The organism is Enterococcus sp. DIV1083b (genome assembly GCF_051713705.1).
Classification (GTDB): Bacteria; Bacillota; Bacilli; order Lactobacillales; family Enterococcaceae; genus Enterococcus_D; species Enterococcus_D casseliflavus.
In genome coordinates this window covers 995,991-1,013,497 of the sequence record NZ_JBIOQJ010000001.1, presented here as the reverse complement: position 1 = coordinate 1,013,497, position 17,507 = coordinate 995,991, and the positions used below count along the sequence as shown (strand labels likewise).

The following is a 17,507-nucleotide window of genomic DNA, read 5'->3' as shown; positions in this document are numbered from 1 at the left end:
CAAAAAAAAGCAAGAGCTGCTGCTCTTGCTTATCGATGATGGTGCATTCTATTGTGTATGATCCGTCGTGTCTTCTGGCTTATTTCCCAGCGCTTGTTCCATTTGCTTTACTGCCCAATCCATTAGAAAGATCAACAGCATTGCCAGCACGCTGCCGATCAATGCCCCTGAAAAACGCAATGGGATCAATTTCAGCGGCGTAAAACTAGTACCGATGGTCATTAACAGCAGGACTTGCGGATTGGTAAAAAAATTAGCAACGGTATAATTGACTGGCATAAAAAACTCCGTCAATATGTTTAGAATGATCAATACCACTGCGATCGCTTCAAGGGGCATATGCAAGGACATCAATAAGAAACCCAGCAGCAGCCCCACGATTCCTCCCAGTACCCTGCCAATCGTGCGATTTTTGATTTTTTCCATATGTTCTCCTGCCAAGACGGCAGCAGCAGAAATCAAGATCCAATAGCCGTTGCTGTCCCGCAACAGATAGGCAATGTAGGTCGCAATAAACAATATCAAAGAAAAGTGCAGCGCCTTGATGACCATTTCTGGTTGCTGAGATAATGCTAGCGAATATTTCTCGTGCAAGCTCAGTTGTTGAAAGGCCGTTTTTTCTTCTTTCAACGGCAGCTGTTCAGCCAACGAAATCACCAGTCCAGCAAGCAGCGAGCCTGCGATGCCATAAAGCAAATAGGAACTGTGGTGCAAAATCTCTCCAAGGTGCGCTGCGTGAAAATTAAAGCCGGTGGCATAAAGCATCAACACGAAGAAATAATCGGGCTTGGGGATCCGCATCACTTTTGACAACAAAAACGCAGAAAACGATAACGCACCGATGATAAAAGGCGCGCTCCAAGGAATCAGTGCTGTCCCAGCACCTAAAATAAATGCCAGCAGCAGCGCAGCGCCGTGGGTCAAAATGGCGCGCAGATTATAAAAAAGGGACCGATGTTGAAAAGCCAAGTAGGAAAAAGCCCCCATCGCCCCCACAGAACTTATCAAAGGGTCCTGAACGAGGATCCCTATAAACAAAGGAACCGCCATCGCAAACCCTGATCCTAACGGACGCAAGACTTTTCGTTTGTCTTTCATGCAATTCCTCCTATCAAAAAATATGTACGATGATACAGCCGTTTTATAAGCAACGTCCTAAACTAGTATACGAAGCAAAAGATGAATATGCAAATTTTTTTCAGAAACTTTGCGAAATCCTCGCAACGATGTCCTTGATCAATTCAATCGCTCATAGAAAACCGTTCATTCATGAAAAAGCAGCAAAAAGAGAAGCATTCGCTTGGCAACTGATTGCAAGCGAATGCTTCTAGCGATTCCTTCTCTCCCTTTAGACAACCCTTATTTCACTGAAGCGCTGGTGACCGCATCTGCTGCAGGTGCGTCATGAGTACTGGCACTAGTGACCGCATCGGTCGGTTCTTGGTGCACAGAAGCACTGGAAAGGGCGTCTTCATTGCCGACAAGTTTTTGACCGGTTTGTTGCAAATACCATTCGATGATTGGCTTGAAATCAAGGATGTATTCGTTGATCCCCGCATATTCGCCGTTTTCATCGTGCATCGCTTGATAATTGTGGACGATGTATTTTTCTGGCACCTGTTTCGGTACATGGACCCGAACCGCGTCGGTCGCTCCACTGCGCAGCTGTTGGATCACCCACTCAACATTTTTGAAGGATTTTTCAGGATGGCATTTTGCTAATGGATTGCCGACTTGTCCTGGCACACGTGCTGCCAGCATATTTTGGGCTTCTTCCCGCAGATTGTAATACAAGAATTGGTTGTTGCTATCGGCAAATGTCAATTCCATCGGCATCGAATCTAAGAAGTAATTGATCTGATCGACTGTCAGCAAGCCGCGATTTAGTTTGACGTAGGTATTGCCAGAAACGGCACCGACTGCTTCAGCGGCTTTTTCCAGCCATTGATCATCATACATATCCACCCCTTCCACGGTGGTTGCGATTTTCCCTGTGGCGTAGAGGTCTTCGGGCGGCAATTGTTTAGGACCCGCTAAGGCAGAAACGACTTTGATAAATTGCAAGAAGCTGTTGATCGTCGCATCTAAAAAAGCAACCGTTCGGGCATCGATCAAATCACCCGCTTCATCGAAAGCTTCTTTGGCTTTGCCCAACAAAAACTCATTTCCTGGCATCACTAAAGCATTGACTCCCGGTGCGTCCAAAATCTGGCGCAGATGCAGCTGGGCCCTTGATGTTCCTTGATCATAGTAAGAGGCACCCACGATCATCACTGGTTTGTTTTCCAGAGGATGGATCTTGAATGAAAGCCATTCTAGCAAGCTTTTCAGTCCTGCCGTCACGGTATGGTTGTGCTCTGGTGTAGCAATGATCACACCGTCTGCCATCAATAATTGCCGATTCAAACGCTGGATGGCTGGGCTTTGGGTTTGATCTTCCTCTTGATTAAAGAGAGGAAAGTCTTTGATCTCTACAAGTTCTAACGTGAATTCCTTTTTGTATTGCTTTTTGATAAAGTTCAGCAGCTGACGATTGGTGGAGACTTCAGCGGCTGATCCGACGATTCCGATCAATTTCATTGTCTTTACGCTCCTATCTTTTGCGGTTAGATGGTTTCCCATGAAAATTCAGCAGCTTCTTTTTGATTGGCGGCATGGGCGTGCTGCAACTGGCTGGTAATTTTTACAAATAAAAGAAAATCGTTGAACAGTCCTTGCAGTTTTTGGGTCTGCTCTTCATCGATCAAGTTGCCTTGCTCGTCAAACGCTTGCAGCGAATGACCTAAGAGAAATTCAGAGCTAGGCATGATCCGTGCTTTTAACTCTGGAGAATCCAGAATCTGTCTTAGATGGGCTTGGGCACGAGAAGAACCTAACGTCCCATAAGAAGCACCAGTGATCATCACTGGCTTGTCAACAAAAGGGAAAATTCCATAGGACAACCAGTTCAGGGCATTGATCAACGCTGCGGGTACGGCATGATCGTATTCTGGTGTACTGATGATCACACCGTCTGCTGCCGCGATTTTTTCGGCAAGCTGGGTTACTTGTACGGGCAACTCCTTTGATTCTGGTTTGTTGAACATTGGAAGATCTTTGATCTCGACTAGTTCAATCTCTGCCTCATTGGCAAACATTTTTTTCATAAATTGCAACAACGTGCGATTGGTGGAACGAGTGGCATTGGTTCCTACGAATCCGATAAATTTCATCCTGTCTCTTCCTTTCTGGTTGGGCTATCTTAAAAGTCTTGCCTGAATGCCTTTAGAGGCAATGACTTCATTTTCTTTGGTTACGATGATTCCTTCGATTTCTGGCTGCTGCTGAATCTCTTGCAAAACAACTGGAATGGGCTTGCCAAACAAGCGCGAAGTCCAGATTTCCCCCAGTAACGATGTCGCTGCAACGATCGTGATGCTCAAATACCCACATTCGATGGGAAAGCCACTCTGAGGATCAATCAAATGATGATACGTTCCTTCAGCGGTGGTCAAGACCCGCTCATAGATCCCCGAAGTGACGACGGTTTGGTCCTTGATTGGCAGAATGCCCAAGGTGTCTGCCCGACCGCCTTTGGGATCTCGGATCCCGATCCGCCAATGCCCGTCCGAATGATTTGGTGCAGCGCCGAAACAGACAATATTTCCGCCTAAGTTGATCAATCCATACGCTGCTCCACGGGCTTGGCAATGGGTGCGTAACTTATCAGCGATGTAGCCTTTTGCTAATGCTCCGAGGTCGATCCTCATTCCAGCTTTTTTCAAAAAAACCTTGCCTGCTGCCAATTGGATCTGTTGCGGGTCTGTTAGCGCAAGCAATTCTTTGACCTGCGTCTTTGATACGATGCGGGCATCTTCAAACCCGATGCGCCATGCTTGGACCAGTGGACCGATGGCAATATTCAGCTGACTGTGGGGAGCACAGCTATGATGTTTGCCGATTTCGATCAGCTGGTACAATTCTGGATCAAGCACAAGCCCCTTTTGTCCTGCCAACTGATTCAGCTGATTCAATTCCGATCGCGGATCATTGGCACTAAAGCGATGGTCGTATACTTTCAGTTGGGTCTCCAGCTCGTCCAGTACACTTTCTGGTTTTGTATGAGCAACTTTTAACTCAATGGACGTGCCCATCCGCTGAATCGTGCGAGCGGCTTCTCTCACTGCTGTCTTCATAAAATCCCTTCTCCTAAAAACGATATACCTCAAATTATGTTAGTTTTTTCACAATTAAAGAATACTCCCGATATATTTTTTTGTCAACACGATTATATATTTTTTTATATAAAGAAAATTCAAAAAAGCAGTCCCTTCGTCGAAAGGACTGCTAGTTATCAAGCATTTGCGCAACAAAACTTTTTTGTCGAAAATATATTTTTAATCAATCGTTTCTTCGACCGCTTTTAAATGCGCCAATAATTTTACATTTTTATTGATTTTGGCATACGCTCGTGCATCGTGTAACATTTCCAAAATTGTTTCTTTCGGCTGTTGTTCACGAATGGCATTTTCGGTCAGTTGGGCTGCCGCGCGAGCCAAGTAGTAGGTCAAATGATTGTCGGAACAAATCGCCAACACATAATTCAACAAGGTATCACTAGTTTCCAAATCATCGACTTTCGCATAAAAGACGCCGCAATGAAAGACGATGTTCAACACCCGCCACGTGTCTTCGATCGTTTTGATCGGATAGGTATAAATTTTCTCAAAGACCTTCGTCACATAAAACTCAGCCTTTGCCCATTCTTCTTCTCTGGCATACACCAAACCGATCCCAGTATACGCTAAGAGATCAAACAATTCCTCCGCCGTTTCATTCATCAATAACTGATCGAATTGAAACAAGACATCGGTAATCGCAGCTTCATTAAAAATCATTTCAAAGCCTTTTAAATAATCATATTGCGCTTTTAATGCTGGTTCATCGATCAGCTTCACTTCGATTTGACTTAGCAATGCAGCCAACTGTTCATACTCGCTCGTGATCAAGAAGAATTCGGCTTTTGCCAATTCTTCTTTGATTTTGGTCGTTGCGACATTCATGGAAGAAAACAAGTCGACCAATGGCAAGCCGATCCGATTACACAATTTGATCAAAATTTTGAGGGACGGTGCCTGACCGTTGTTTTCAAATTTACTCAAAGTGGCTTGCGTACAGATTCCTTCCGAAAGTTCTTGCTGCGAGAAGCCCGCCTGTTTCCTCGCTTCAATAAATCGTTCTACATTCATCGCCTTGCTCCCTCCCATTGTCGATAAGACACTTGTTTTTTCCCTAAGCTGTCCTCAACTGCTGGGTCAGCTTGTCACAGATGCTGCGTTTTTCTTAGAAAAATCACCTTTTGCGATGGCTTTGTCCGTACAATAGTGGCCTTTGCCATGGGTCTGACGGACTTCCGCCAGTTTTTCTTGGATCATCTCGAGGATCACCATGAGGTTGTCCTCATTGGCAACAAAGTCCAATTGATCCCCATCAATTTGCATTTTCGGACAAACGTCAAAGTTTTCATACCATTCATCGTACCGCTGATTTAATTCTTTGTAATAGTCGTACAATGTCGGATCGTTGGCAATTTGTTCATAGGAACGACCACGTTTGTTGATCCGTTCAATCATTGTATCCAAGGAAACCTTAATATGAACCATTAGATCTGGATGTTTCAATGGTGCTGATTCTTCCAATTCCCGCAACATCGTGTTCAACAGGTTATCGTATTGTTCGACTTCCATCGGTGCGATTCGGCCTAGATCCGCATTTAGATGAAACATCAAGCTATCCTCATAGATGGAGCGGTCAATGACATTGTCATCATTGGACAAAGCTTCCCGCATCCCTAAAAAGCTTTTGTTTAAGAAAAAAATCTGCAATAAAAAGGCGTATCGTTCTGGATTGGAATAAAACAATGGCAGAACATCGTTGTCCTCCACGTTTTCATAGAAAGGCTTCGACGCCATTTCCTTCGATAAAAAATCAGTCAAACTGCTTTTTCCTGCCCCGATCGTTCCTGCGATTAATAACACATTCATCATCCTTTATTAAATATAGTCACCGACAAATGCTCGGTGCGCCATCGCTTCAAAATCATACGCTGTTCGCGCCGCCAAATCAGTCAAATACGCTTGCACCGACTCCGTCAACATCAGATTGACCGCCGCGTCTTTTTCCTGAAAAGCGATCACTGGTTTATTTCGTACGTGTGCTGCGCCGATTTCAAAGGCTGTTCCCGGATCGGTGATCCCTTCATGGTCATCCAAAACGGCAACGACGACGTCGGCTCGTGTCAATTCCAGCATGTCTTTTTCGAAAATTTCTCTTGCCCATTCTGGTGTATTGGGTTCAGATGAACCTTCTTGATACAAACGCGGCGAATAGACCGCCAAGGGCTGCGGGTTTTCAGCTAAACTGCGTTCTACCTGTTTGAGTCGGGCGACTTGTTCGTTTGAAAAAAACGGTCCCGCTAAATAGACATGCTTCATCCTGCCAAGCACTCCTTTCCTGACCCCTTCGCAGCCAATCGTTGGATCAACGACTCAACGTCAGATAGGAAAAAGAGCGTTTCAGACAGTTCAGCCCAAGCAAAGCTGGAAGCTTCAAACATTTTTAGCAGCGGCTTTAGTCCATCATTTAAGCCTTCGGTCATCAACACACCGATCGGCTTGCCTGACAATGGCCCAAGAGTCGTAAAAGAGCATACTGATGACAACTCCTCTAGTGTACCAAATCCACCAGGTAATACAAGGTAGGCATCGCTCATTTCCAGCAATTGTTGCGTTTGTTCCTCCCTCGTATCCGTATAGAACTCGGTATAGGTGCTTGATCCAGCGACGATTGGTGGCAATTCTTCTGCAAAGGAACCTGATGGATAGATCCCTGTCACTGCGCCTTCTTTCTCAAAGACCCCTTTCACGATCTCCCTCATCAAGCCAGCCAAAGGGCCGCAATAAACCAACTCGATGTGATTTTTTGCCAAGGCATTGCCGATGGCACGAGCGGTCTTTGCCAACTTTTTCTCATTTTCTAAACGGGTCCCGCAACATACAGCTACTCTCAAAAACAACAGCTCCTTCTTCACTACATCTGCTATTTTACACAATCTCTCACAAAAGTAAATACTATATATTGTGCTCCATTTAGATAAAAAACGTTCTATTCACTATATATTGTATATAGCCGTTAGCATCTTTTCACTTTTCCTTAAACGTTACAAACCTTGAAAATAGCAGAAAAGAAAAAGTAGAATCAGCTTTCATCGATTGTCTCAGCCCTCTTTCATCCCACATAAAAAAACACGACGCAGCTGAGCTCGTGTTTTTTTATCCATCACTTTTTTTCTCTTGTCCAAGCAAAATTTAGCAAAAACCTGTATAAAAAAATTATTTTTCGTCGGTGGCTGCTTTTAGCTTTTTCAAATCCTCTTGCTCGACAAAAAAGGTCACTTCTCCTGTTTCTAAATCGACGGATGCTTTGACTTCAACCCCTTTTGGGAAAAACTTGCTGGCATCGGTCTCGATTTTCAAACGCATCGTTCCATCTTTCAATCCAGCACCATAGGTCATCGTACGAAAGTTCTTTTTCATTCCTGCTCGCTCCTTTTTTAATAGCTCATCGACACTGCACCCATAAAGGGTACTCAGTTTTAATAAATTCAAACTGTCTGGTACCGTCTTGCCGGTTTCCCAATTTGAGATCGATGTGCGGGTCACTAAAATTTTTGTTGCTACTTCTTCTTGGCTCATTTGCTGTGTGACTCGATGGTTCTTTAGCGCTTCCCCAATCGTCATCTTGGCCTCCTTCTTCTACCTTAACGCAGACCTGCTGTGGTTTCTGCTCAAATCCATTGATATCATGGCGTTGTCAAACAGTTTTGACAGGATTTTCTTAAACGAACTCTCCGTGATAGCGGTTTTCTTTCTATCATAGATGAAAAAAGAACAAATGACTAGAGAACCGCTTATTGAGTGATTTCGGCATAATACGTATCTGAGCTTTCTACAACATTAAACCAGATTCCATTCAATTAACGTCTTAACGCAAAAAATCCCAGCTACATGAAGTCGGAATTACTCCATTAGTATTTTTTTGTTTTATAATTTGTCGACCTAATAAATCATAAGGCATTCTTCAGTCTCAGATTTGAATTTGCAAAACACATCCGCCCTTATTGACAAAAAGTCGTAAAAAAAAGAAGCTGTAGATTCCTTCTGCAGCTTCCGCATAACTTTTTTCATTATTTTTTCTATCATTAACCGGATAGTTGATCATGCTGTTGTACTTAGCTGTAAAACAATCAATCCATTCCCGGAACAAAACTCAGTTCCCAATGGATCGTGGCTGTGTATGCAGTCGCCTGTGGTACTGCTCCAGAAGGTACTTCTAGCACAACGCTATCCGCCATTGTTTCTTGATCTCCATACCGTTGGATCCACGTACCGCCGCCTTGATTTACTTCGGCGTTCGCCAGCGTTTGTCTACCAGTGTTGAGTGCTCGGCTTTCCCAGTAGTGAGGACGCATCGAATTGTTGGATCCCGTCGTTACCATATCAATGTTGTTCAGCGAGAGTTCGACACCACGAAGTTTGTGGCCATCATTGCTGACAAAGCCATCCTCTCCGAGACGAGCACTTAACGTCCATCCACTATTTTCCGCTCGCCGATCAGTGACTTGGATAAAGTTTGGTCGTTTTCCACCGAATGTATCCCCTTCAGCATTGTTTAATTGTTGTGGTTGTGCTGAATAGGAGGTTCGGCTTGAACGAATCGGTACCGATCCAAAATTAAATTGTGAAATAAAATCGATACTGATGATGCCGCGATTCACACCCAAATCTGGTGGATTATCCGGATCGATCGTATTGTCAGGTTGCAGTGGATCTTTTGGATCCATATCTTGTATTGCCTCAACGATAACCGTTTTACTTGCCCACTCACCATATAACATAGCATGGGCTGTAACAAACTCTCCCACTTGAAAGCGTTCAAAAGGCTCATACTGTGATAAATCAAATTCATAGTAACCATTTGCATCTGACATGACATGAAAGGATTCAGTATCCTGATTTATTATTGTGATTGCTGATATCTCTGGCTCAGGGAGTGCTCCCTCTCTTTGAAATCGAATATAGCTGCTTGGTGTCGCCCTGCCAGATATAACACGAGAATTTCGAAGAGACGGATCTTCTGTCAAGGAATCGATGGTCACTTCCACGTTAGGAACATGTTCAAAGATTAAGCGATTCGATCTCGAATTAAAAGAGGTCCTCAAACTTTCCTCTGTATCTGGTAGAAAAGACGTCACACTCGTAACGTTTGTTACGGCATTTGCTGCATTGGAGATATTTGCAGTCATCGAAAAAATCGGTGCCCAATGAAAGTTGGAGCTCCCACTGATATTCCCATAGTCCCATTGCTGAATCGATTGCCTTCGTGCAGTAACTCCCCCGCCGTGGATTAGATTGCCAGTACTCATGCTGTTTAATTTTTGAAGATTGACACGTTTGGCTTCATCTATCACAAATCTAGTAGCATTGTTTGCTCCAGAAAAACCAATAAGATTTTGACCAGTAGCCGTAGTATCCGAACGAATATCCAACGTCGCATCTTTGCCAACTTGAAGTATTCCAGTAGTCCCACTAAAATTCACGATATTCGCCCCTGAGCTTGTCTGATTGATTGCTTCTATATCTAATGTACTTCCCTCACCGAGCATAAGATTGTTTCCTGCCGCTACCCAGATGAGGTTGGTTGTCAAACCGTTAATGCTCGTTGTTCGACCCGATGAGCGAATAGAAACAGTGCTATCTTCGAGCAATTGAATGTTGCCATTGTTTCCAACCATGGTGATGGCTGCTCCATTCGCACGTGGAATAAGATTGACCGTCGCGCCTTTTCCTACTGTCATATTCCCTTCCAAATTTTGAAAAACGATATTCGCCCCATAAGCTGAATCCATCCAAGTAGAAGTACCATTTGACTGCAATGTCAGTTTTGCGTTCTCTCCGATTCTTAAAGCAGCTCTTGGATCAGTTGGCCAACCCCCGCTTCTCAAATCGAGATTTCCCGAATTAAAGGTGGACAAAGATACTTCCGCATTTTCTGCAATATCGATTTGATTGACAGTAAGATTCGCTAAGTTTCGTGCACTAGAAATGTTCCATGAAGTGTTAAACATCGATGAATACGTCGTGGTTTGGTGAGAGCTAACATAACCTGACATAGAAACACTGGCTTCCGCTTCTAGTATTAGACGATTTCCGACACTCATCATATTGTGATAGCGAAGTCTAGATCGACGTATATTCTCAGTGCCTCCAACATAAAAGTTAAAGGCTCCAAAGGAACTCCCATGATAGATCTTGATATTTTGTAAAGTCACATCCCAAGGATTAGAAGCATTGTGTGAAACACTGGGCATCCCCAAGACTACTGCTTGCATATCAAGGGTATGGCCTTTTCCATCAACGATCAGTGTTCTTGAAATATTGCTTTGATTAAACCAGATCCAATTGTCTCCCCCGTTGACATTTGAACCACCATTATTCCACATTCCGGGTACTCCTGCAGTAGCAGGATTGGTCGAGTTGAAACTTCGTTCAAAATAAATATAGTTGACACTAGGATCACTGTAGGCTGTTAAAAACTCAACCCAATTGCTGACTCCTCGCTCAACGATTTCCTGCCCCTCTAACAAATAAAGATTTCCTGAATCATTGGGGTCAAAAGGCAAATCTGGATCAGGTGTTGTAAAGATATCATCACGGGCATGCTTTGTTCCATCTTCTGAATCCTCCACTTCCTCATCCGATTGCTGCTCCTCTATTTCTCTCGGAGTTTCTGGCTCAGCTGTTTTATCGTCTTGCCCTATTTCCACAGTGAGCATCTCTTTTTTTACTTGGACTTCATACTCGCCGGTTTCTTCAAAGATCAATGGGAGCAAAAAAACGCTTAACGGTTCTTTGGACAGAAGATGCCATTGCTCAGCTTCTACCTGCTGGATGACGACACCTTCTAGCAGAGAAGATGTTTCGATTTTTGCTTCTGCTGGCAAGATCAGATCGATTTCGTCTAGAGGCTGATTAGAAGTGAATTCGATCAAGACTGTCTCTCCAGGACTCCCTTGCTTCGTTTCTGTTGAAAAACCAATTTCGACGTCTTGCTGTTCAGTCCCCGCAGTCTCCAAGGTAGAATGCACTGCATCATCTTCTTTATCTTGTAGTGCATAAATCGTATCAATGAAAAAATTTTGAACTATGGGAAACCCCTGCTGAACAATAAACAGCCCGATAAAGATTAATGCCATTACTTTTAGTGTTTTCATTTTCATACTATTGATCCCACCTTACTTTGTTTTTTTCTTGATGATCGAGACAACAATATGCAAGACGACTAAGACAATTCCGATGATTCCAGCAAACAGTCACCAATTGGTCTCCGGCTAATGGAGACATCTTCATTGTTCAAACGGCGTACGTAAGTAGCATCGATCCGAAGCTCCTTTTGCATTCACACTGCTCCTTTAGAACGAGCAGTCATCGCGGAATAGAATCGATTTAGATTCAAAGCGCCTTGAAATGGCATATGAGTACTTAGTGCCATTTGCATACCAGAATGATGGCATTCATCCAAAACCTCATAACTAACACAGCAATTAAAGAATGTCTCGCTTCACAAAAGCAATTTATTGACTGCCTAAGTTAAAAGTATCCAGTGGGTTGAGGATCGTTATTGAGATAGAAATTCGTTGTTTTTTATCACAAAAGAAATTTACTACAGAAGCAACGTTAGGCGTTACTTTAAAAACCTTTCAATACGTCTTCATTGCTGTTATTCATACACGAAGTTTCTCAAACTTACTCTCTTCCAGTATAGTGGACATCTTCCATGAGAAAAAATCAGAATATTCATCGATCAACGAAAATCGTGTTTCAAAGATGGCATTCTCTTCAATGGGTATAAAAAAACATCAACTTTTTAAAACAAATAACGATACACCTTTTATTTGAAACATAGCAATAACATCCGAGACACTTGTTTTATAAAAATCCACTCCTATATGTGTGAAAATATTCGTTTAAACACAAAAAACTCATGAAATGATTGAATTCTTCATCTCACGAGTCTGTTTCATCTATTAAAATATGTTTTATTTTTGCATCGAAAAATTAAGTTTCAATTATTGTCATCAGCGGTGGATCGTCACTTCTTTTTTGACTTCCACGGTGATGCGGCCATTTTTGATGACCATCAAACGTTCAGGAATATCGATCAGCACATCGGCTTTTTTCTGGGTATCTAAAAGAATCAAATCTGCGCGGTTGCCAACAGCGATCCCATAGTCTTTGATATTTAATGCTTTGGCGGTATTGGTCGTAATCATTGGCAAGACCGTCGGCAAGTCATCGGCGCCGCCTAAATGCGCCACTGGCACAGCCAACATAGCGATTTGAATCAAATCCCCATTGCCATAGGGCGTAAAGGCGTTACGAATATTGTTGCTGCCTAAGCAAATATTCACACCGGCATCACGTAATTTGCGAATCGGCGTCACGGCACGACGAACGTTGTAAGCATCGTTTCTAGCACCTAAGTGTAAATCGGTCGCAGGCAACGGCATCACATTGATTTGGGCTTTGACCATCAAATCGATAACTTCTGCCAGCTGATCCGGTTCCATGGCGTGCAGCGCAGTCAAATGTCCTACTGATACCCGGCCTTGGTAGCCTTCTGCGATGGTTTTTTCACACAGGTAGACGATCGATGTATCGTCTGCTTCATCGGCAAAATCTTGATGCAAGTCAATGTCTTTGTCAAATCGTTTGGCGATCTCAAAGATCAAGTCGATGTGTTCATTGGCTGGCGCATCATTGTAAGGAATGCCGCCAACGACATCGGCGCCTCTTTCCATCGCTTCGATCATCATTTTATCCGTTCCGGGTGCTTTAAAAATCCCTTCTTGGGGAAAGGCAACGACCTGAATGTCGATCAGGTCTCGGTATTCTTCTTTTAAGCGCATGATGGTGTCAAATCCAGTGAAGCCTTGTGCTGGATCAAATTCGGCATGGGTGCGCACAGCAGTCGTGCCATGTACGATCAGCATTTCTAATGCGCGTTTCGCCCGATCATAAATGTCTTCTTCGGTAAAGGTCGGTTTCAACTTTGCCGTAACTTGGATCGCTTCTTGCAACGTACCTGAATTATTGGGTTCACGATCGGCGATCAAGGCTTTGTCTAAGTGGATATGACTTTCGATCAATCCAGGGATCACCACTTTGCCTTTCGCCTCAATCGTTGTTGCTGCTGATTCTTCAATGTTGGGTGCAACTGCGGTGATTTTTCCTTCTGAAATTGCAATATCTACTAATTCTGCATCGTCTTCAAGACGTGCTTGCTTGATCAATAAATCCATGTTTTCCTCCTATCCATCAGCCAAACACTAAGCCGATGACTAATAATAATACGGCTGCTAAACTCAACCACTTCACGTTTCCTTTGACTACATCCAGAATCGGAATTTGGAAACCAGAAGATAAAGCTTGCATCGTAATGTTGACGAAACTCATTTGACTGCCGAGGCCAACCCCCATCGTGACAAAGCCAAGAGCTAAGACTGGGAAGCCTAATGAAACGGCAACTGGTAGCACGAGTGTTAAAACGGAGCCGACATAGGCACCTGCGGGAATCCCAATCAAGACACCCGTCAAGATCGCCACAGGAACGACGATCGCTGCGGGGGCATTTTGTGCCGCACCTGCAATTACAGCAAACGTCCCAGTTTCAGCGATTACGTTGATGAAGGCTAAAAAGATCCCCACTTGGAACAAGCGGGTCAAAATATACGTCGATCCGTCCACCATCGCTTCCACCGATTGATTCATCGAAAAGTCGGTACAAACAAAAATCAACGCCAACGTGACCACCATATAAACTAGCGGCGTAAAGAGGACAAAGCCGATCAGGTCATTGATCAACGGGCCAAAGATGACCGCAAAAAGCAAGAAGATCGCAGGCAGTGTCGTTTTGAATAACTCGCCATTGCTTTTGTTTTCGTACTCTTGGTTGGCTGATTCTTTGAAGCCCAAATGACGACGCTTGGTCCCGAAGAATGCCAATAAAATCGCCAAACCAACGAATAGCAACCAAAATGGGCGCATTTGATCGACATAAGAAGCGACACTAAAACCGCCTAGTTCAGACACGATACTAGATTCCAAAGAGGCAGGAGAAGTCGTAAAGGAGACCGCTGCCGCTAACGACATCGCTGCGATCAATTCGGGTACCACCCCAACTGCCGCAAATGCTAACGGTGCGATCACCATCGCACTCCCGCCGCCGATTCCAGACATATAAGTCGCTGCTGCCAATAAGATGACAATAAAACCAGCCACATATTCCACTTTTCCTTTGGTTCCTCTTTTGGCTAAGGTTAAGGCCGCCGTATAACTGCCCGCTTTGAAGACCGCCATCGCTACAGCGGAATTGATGATTGGCACCGTAATACTCAACATCGTCGGAATAGCTTCCAACAGTTGGGAATTGGCTTCAGCTAAACTGATCCCGCCAATAATCATCGCCAAGATCCCAGCAATCAAGCCAGCAATGATCATATCTACTTTTTTAAAGAGCAAAACCAGCACTAACACTAATGGAATCAGTACTAGAAATGCTTTGACTCCTGTTGGTGCGACGATCTCATTGATCGCTTCTGCCGCAAACACTGTTCTTTCTGAAAAGATAAAAAGAATGAGAGCCATAAACAGTGAGACGAACGTTCCCTTTTTTTTCATCACATTTCTCCTAACTTATATGAACCTTCATATAATAAATGTTGTGTTGCTATGGGGTGTTGCCGATTGATTTTTCCGCTGATTTTTCTCTGGTGTTTCCCACCTTCTTTCCTCGAAGAAAGGAATCAAGCAAAAGACACCTGCTTTTTCGACCTTTTTCGCCACTTTTTCTTTCTCTATTATAATTCTTGTTGTTAACGCTTTCTTTGGACATTATTCTAAAATAAATCTACGTTTTTTATCCAATTGGCTAAAAGCGCAGAAAAAAGCGCGGCTTGTGGAGAAAAGAGCCTTCATTTGAACCTTTTCCCCTTTTCTCGGAGTCCCGCTTTTTTAATGATCTTCTGTTTATGATCGTTTTTTTCCTCGGTTTGTCCAGCGTTTCAGCCGATAAAAAAGCATCAGTTGTTTGCGCGCTCGCTTGATCCGCTGGTAGCGCTTTGGCTGTTTCTTGTAAAATGCTTGATGGTAGTTTTCCGCTGGCCAAAACTGCATGGCCTTGCGGATCTCAGTCACGATGGGTTGCTGATAATAACCAGATTGTGCTAGTTCCTTTTTGGCTCGTTGCGCAAGCACTTCCTGTTCAGCAGTCGTATAGAAAATGATTGGGCGATAAAAATTGCCGCGATCTTGAAATTGTCCGAAAGCATCTGTCGGGTCTGTCACTTGCCAGTACAATTGCAACAAGTCCTGATAGGTGATGATTTTGGGATCAAAAACGATCTCTACCGCTTCGACATGCCCTGTTGTTCCGCTTAGTACTTGATCATACGTCGGATTCGGGACTGTTCCCCCGGTATACCCCGACAAGACGGAAAGAATGCCCGGCTGGTCTTCAAAAGGCTCTACCATACACCAAAAGCAACCGCCAGCAAAAATAGCCACTTCTTGTGCTTTTCCACCTGTTTCGTTCGGCTCCACCGAAACTTCTGCTGGTTGGACTTTGCTTGTTTCTTCATTCATTGCCTTTTTCGGTGCTGACTGGCTGATTGTTTGATAAAACTCGGCGACATTCGGGGTCAGATTGTTTCTCAGTGCCAAAGGACGCAACGACGCTTCTAGTTTTTCCAAAACCCGTCTGGTCTCTTGGTCTTCAAGGCTATTTGACGATTCCTTTTCATGTTTGCCTGCTTTTTGCTTGGTCGCCAGCTGAGTTTCCAGTGTATTTTTTGCTTGCACCAGTTGTTCTCGTTCCCACTGTCTTGTGCCAGGATGCAAGATCAAATTATAGATTTCTGACAGCCACGCCATCGTTTTTTGCTTCATCACCATTGCCCCTTTGCCTCATGAAGGAGCGACTTTCGCTCCTTGTTTGGTTGCACTGTACCATAGTTTCGCCGATTCGCCCAATTTGATGCCCAAAAAACGTTCGAGAAAAATCCTCGAACGTTTTTGGCTTTTGTATGGGTTAGTTCTTATTCATCCTCTGAGGGATCAGCTCAGTATAATTGGTGGGTACGCAACTGGGCATTCATTTTTTAAAGAAACATTGAAGCGGAATGAGATAGGATCGCCGATCTCAAAGAGTGATCAAGAACCACTCAATGCAAATGAACCTTTGCCTTTGTTAGTAAATACGCAATTTTTCTACAATCCGTTTAAATAGTCATCGGTTTTCATCACCGTAGAGAAGGTTTCCAAGGCCGATAAAAACGCTCGTTGAACAGCTTCCGCAGGAATTTCGTGTGCTTCAAATGTTAATGCTTTCGTTGCCGTAGCATCAGAAATCAGTATGGGCTGATAACCGAGTTCTTTACTAGCTCTTGTGGTTGAATCGATGCACATATGCGTCATCATCCCAGTGATGATAACTTGTTGAACACCTAAAGAGTCTAACGTTTCTTTTAAATTTGTTTCAATGAAGGAGTTAGGAAAGTGCTTTTCGATAATAATAGAAGAATGCGTTGTTTTTAACTGTTCATGCAGCAGTACACCTTTGGTCCCTCGTTCAAAAAAATCAGCTGCTTCTTGATCGTTGATGTGCTGGATATAGATGATCGGGAGTTGCTTTTCGATAAAAGATGCTTCTAGTTTATTTATGTTTGCAAGCGCCTGTTCAGGGGAATGAAGGGCCATTCTTCCTTCTTTAAAATAGTCATTTTGGACATCAATAATTACTAAAGCTTTTTTCATAGAATCACCATTTCTTTTCTTATTTGTTATAATCCAGTATAAATACATATAACCTTACAACAAAGCGTCTCTTGAAAAAGATAAAGTCAATTTACTTTCATTATGAAAGGAGGAACCCTTATGGACATCATCGATGAACAAATCCTAGCTATCCTGAAACACAACAGTAAATTATCGAACAAAGAAATCGGCGAAATGGTCCACCTGACGGGACAAGCCGTGGGCAATCGGATCTTGAAATTGCAAGATGAGGGAATCATTCAGCGATTTAGTATTGTAGTAAACTACCCAAGTACGCAATACATCCGGTTTTTTATGGATTCAAATCGCTATACAGCTTTTGAAGCCTTCGTGAATCAATACAAAGAAATTGAGGTCTTTCATAAAGTTTCGGGTCAAGCTTGTTATCTCTTGGTCAGTCATTTTACAGATGTAACCTTCCCTTTGTTTATAGAGAGTCTCTCAAAATGGGGCCGGTATAGTGTAGAAACCTTTGTGGCTGACAAACTCAATCATGGGGATGATTTATGTTAGCCGCTGTGGGCTAGTCCTACATCCATTAGATTCCTTGATATATTCATCAAAGTCTTGATCGTC

General features: G+C 43.5%; 15 protein-coding genes. 1 reads left to right on the top strand and 14 read right to left on the bottom strand.

What is annotated here, in order from left to right; genetic code table 11:
- Positions 1–48 precede the first annotated feature (48 nt).
- From IGI69_RS04715 to IGI69_RS04650, 14 genes are all read right to left on the bottom strand, one after another.
- Entirely contained in the window at positions 49–1,098 is a 1,050-nt protein-coding gene (locus IGI69_RS04715; protein ID WP_086294828.1) for an FUSC family protein, read from the bottom strand.
- Between the two features lie 261 nt (positions 1,099–1,359).
- The gene (locus IGI69_RS04710) at positions 1,360–2,580 is read right to left on the bottom strand and encodes an NAD(P)H-dependent oxidoreductase (protein ID WP_438739868.1); all 1,221 of its coding nucleotides are present in this window, start codon (positions 2,578–2,580) and stop codon (positions 1,360–1,362) included.
- 26 nt (positions 2,581–2,606) lie between these two features.
- Entirely contained in the window at positions 2,607–3,212 is a 606-nt protein-coding gene (locus IGI69_RS04705) for an NADPH-dependent FMN reductase (protein WP_005225450.1), read from the bottom strand.
- Between the two features lie 24 nt (positions 3,213–3,236).
- Positions 3,237–4,175, bottom strand: a complete 939-nt coding sequence (locus IGI69_RS04700; protein ID WP_101699225.1) for an FAD:protein FMN transferase — start codon at positions 4,173–4,175, stop codon at positions 3,237–3,239.
- Between the two features lie 201 nt (positions 4,176–4,376).
- Positions 4,377–5,228, bottom strand: a complete 852-nt coding sequence (locus tag IGI69_RS04695; protein WP_438739865.1) for a helix-turn-helix domain-containing protein — start codon at positions 5,226–5,228, stop codon at positions 4,377–4,379.
- A gap of 66 nt (positions 5,229–5,294) precedes the next feature.
- A complete protein-coding gene (locus tag IGI69_RS04690) occupies positions 5,295–6,017 on the bottom strand; it encodes a deoxynucleoside kinase (RefSeq protein ID WP_005225447.1) in 723 nt (240 codons plus the stop codon).
- Positions 6,018–6,032: 15 nt separating this feature from the next.
- Entirely contained in the window at positions 6,033–6,473 is a 441-nt protein-coding gene (locus tag IGI69_RS04685; RefSeq protein WP_438739863.1) for a nucleoside 2-deoxyribosyltransferase, read from the bottom strand.
- A complete protein-coding gene (locus tag IGI69_RS04680) occupies positions 6,470–7,048 on the bottom strand; it encodes an LOG family protein (RefSeq protein ID WP_438739861.1) in 579 nt (192 codons plus the stop codon). Before IGI69_RS04680 ends, IGI69_RS04685 begins: the two co-directional genes overlap by 4 nt.
- A 322-nt stretch (positions 7,049–7,370) precedes the next feature.
- Positions 7,371–7,778 carry a helix-turn-helix domain-containing protein gene (locus IGI69_RS04675; RefSeq protein ID WP_016613633.1) on the bottom strand — a complete coding sequence of 136 codons (408 nt, stop codon included), beginning with the start codon at positions 7,776–7,778 and terminating at the stop codon, positions 7,371–7,373.
- A gap of 506 nt (positions 7,779–8,284) precedes the next feature.
- The gene (locus IGI69_RS04670; protein WP_438739859.1) at positions 8,285–11,185 is read right to left on the bottom strand and encodes a WxL domain-containing protein; all 2,901 of its coding nucleotides are present in this window, start codon (positions 11,183–11,185) and stop codon (positions 8,285–8,287) included.
- Between the two features lie 990 nt (positions 11,186–12,175).
- The gene (locus IGI69_RS04665; RefSeq protein ID WP_194193118.1) at positions 12,176–13,399 is read right to left on the bottom strand and encodes an amidohydrolase family protein; all 1,224 of its coding nucleotides are present in this window, start codon (positions 13,397–13,399) and stop codon (positions 12,176–12,178) included.
- A gap of 16 nt (positions 13,400–13,415) precedes the next feature.
- Complete coding sequence (locus tag IGI69_RS04660) at positions 13,416–14,777, bottom strand: hypothetical protein (protein ID WP_005225442.1); 1,362 nt, start codon at positions 14,775–14,777, stop codon at positions 13,416–13,418.
- 348 nt (positions 14,778–15,125) lie between these two features.
- On the bottom strand, positions 15,126–16,049 hold the full coding sequence (msrA, locus tag IGI69_RS04655; RefSeq protein WP_438739857.1) for a peptide-methionine (S)-S-oxide reductase MsrA: 924 nt from the start codon (positions 16,047–16,049) through the stop codon (positions 15,126–15,128).
- A 315-nt stretch (positions 16,050–16,364) separates the two neighbouring features.
- Entirely contained in the window at positions 16,365–16,910 is a 546-nt protein-coding gene (locus tag IGI69_RS04650) for a cysteine hydrolase family protein (protein ID WP_035006689.1), read from the bottom strand.
- Between the two features lie 120 nt (positions 16,911–17,030).
- Between IGI69_RS04650 and IGI69_RS04645 the strand changes: the two genes are divergently transcribed.
- Positions 17,031–17,444, top strand: coding sequence for an Lrp/AsnC family transcriptional regulator (locus IGI69_RS04645; RefSeq protein WP_420901887.1), 414 nt, complete (start codon positions 17,031–17,033; stop codon positions 17,442–17,444).
- Positions 17,445–17,507: the final 63 nt, after the last annotated feature.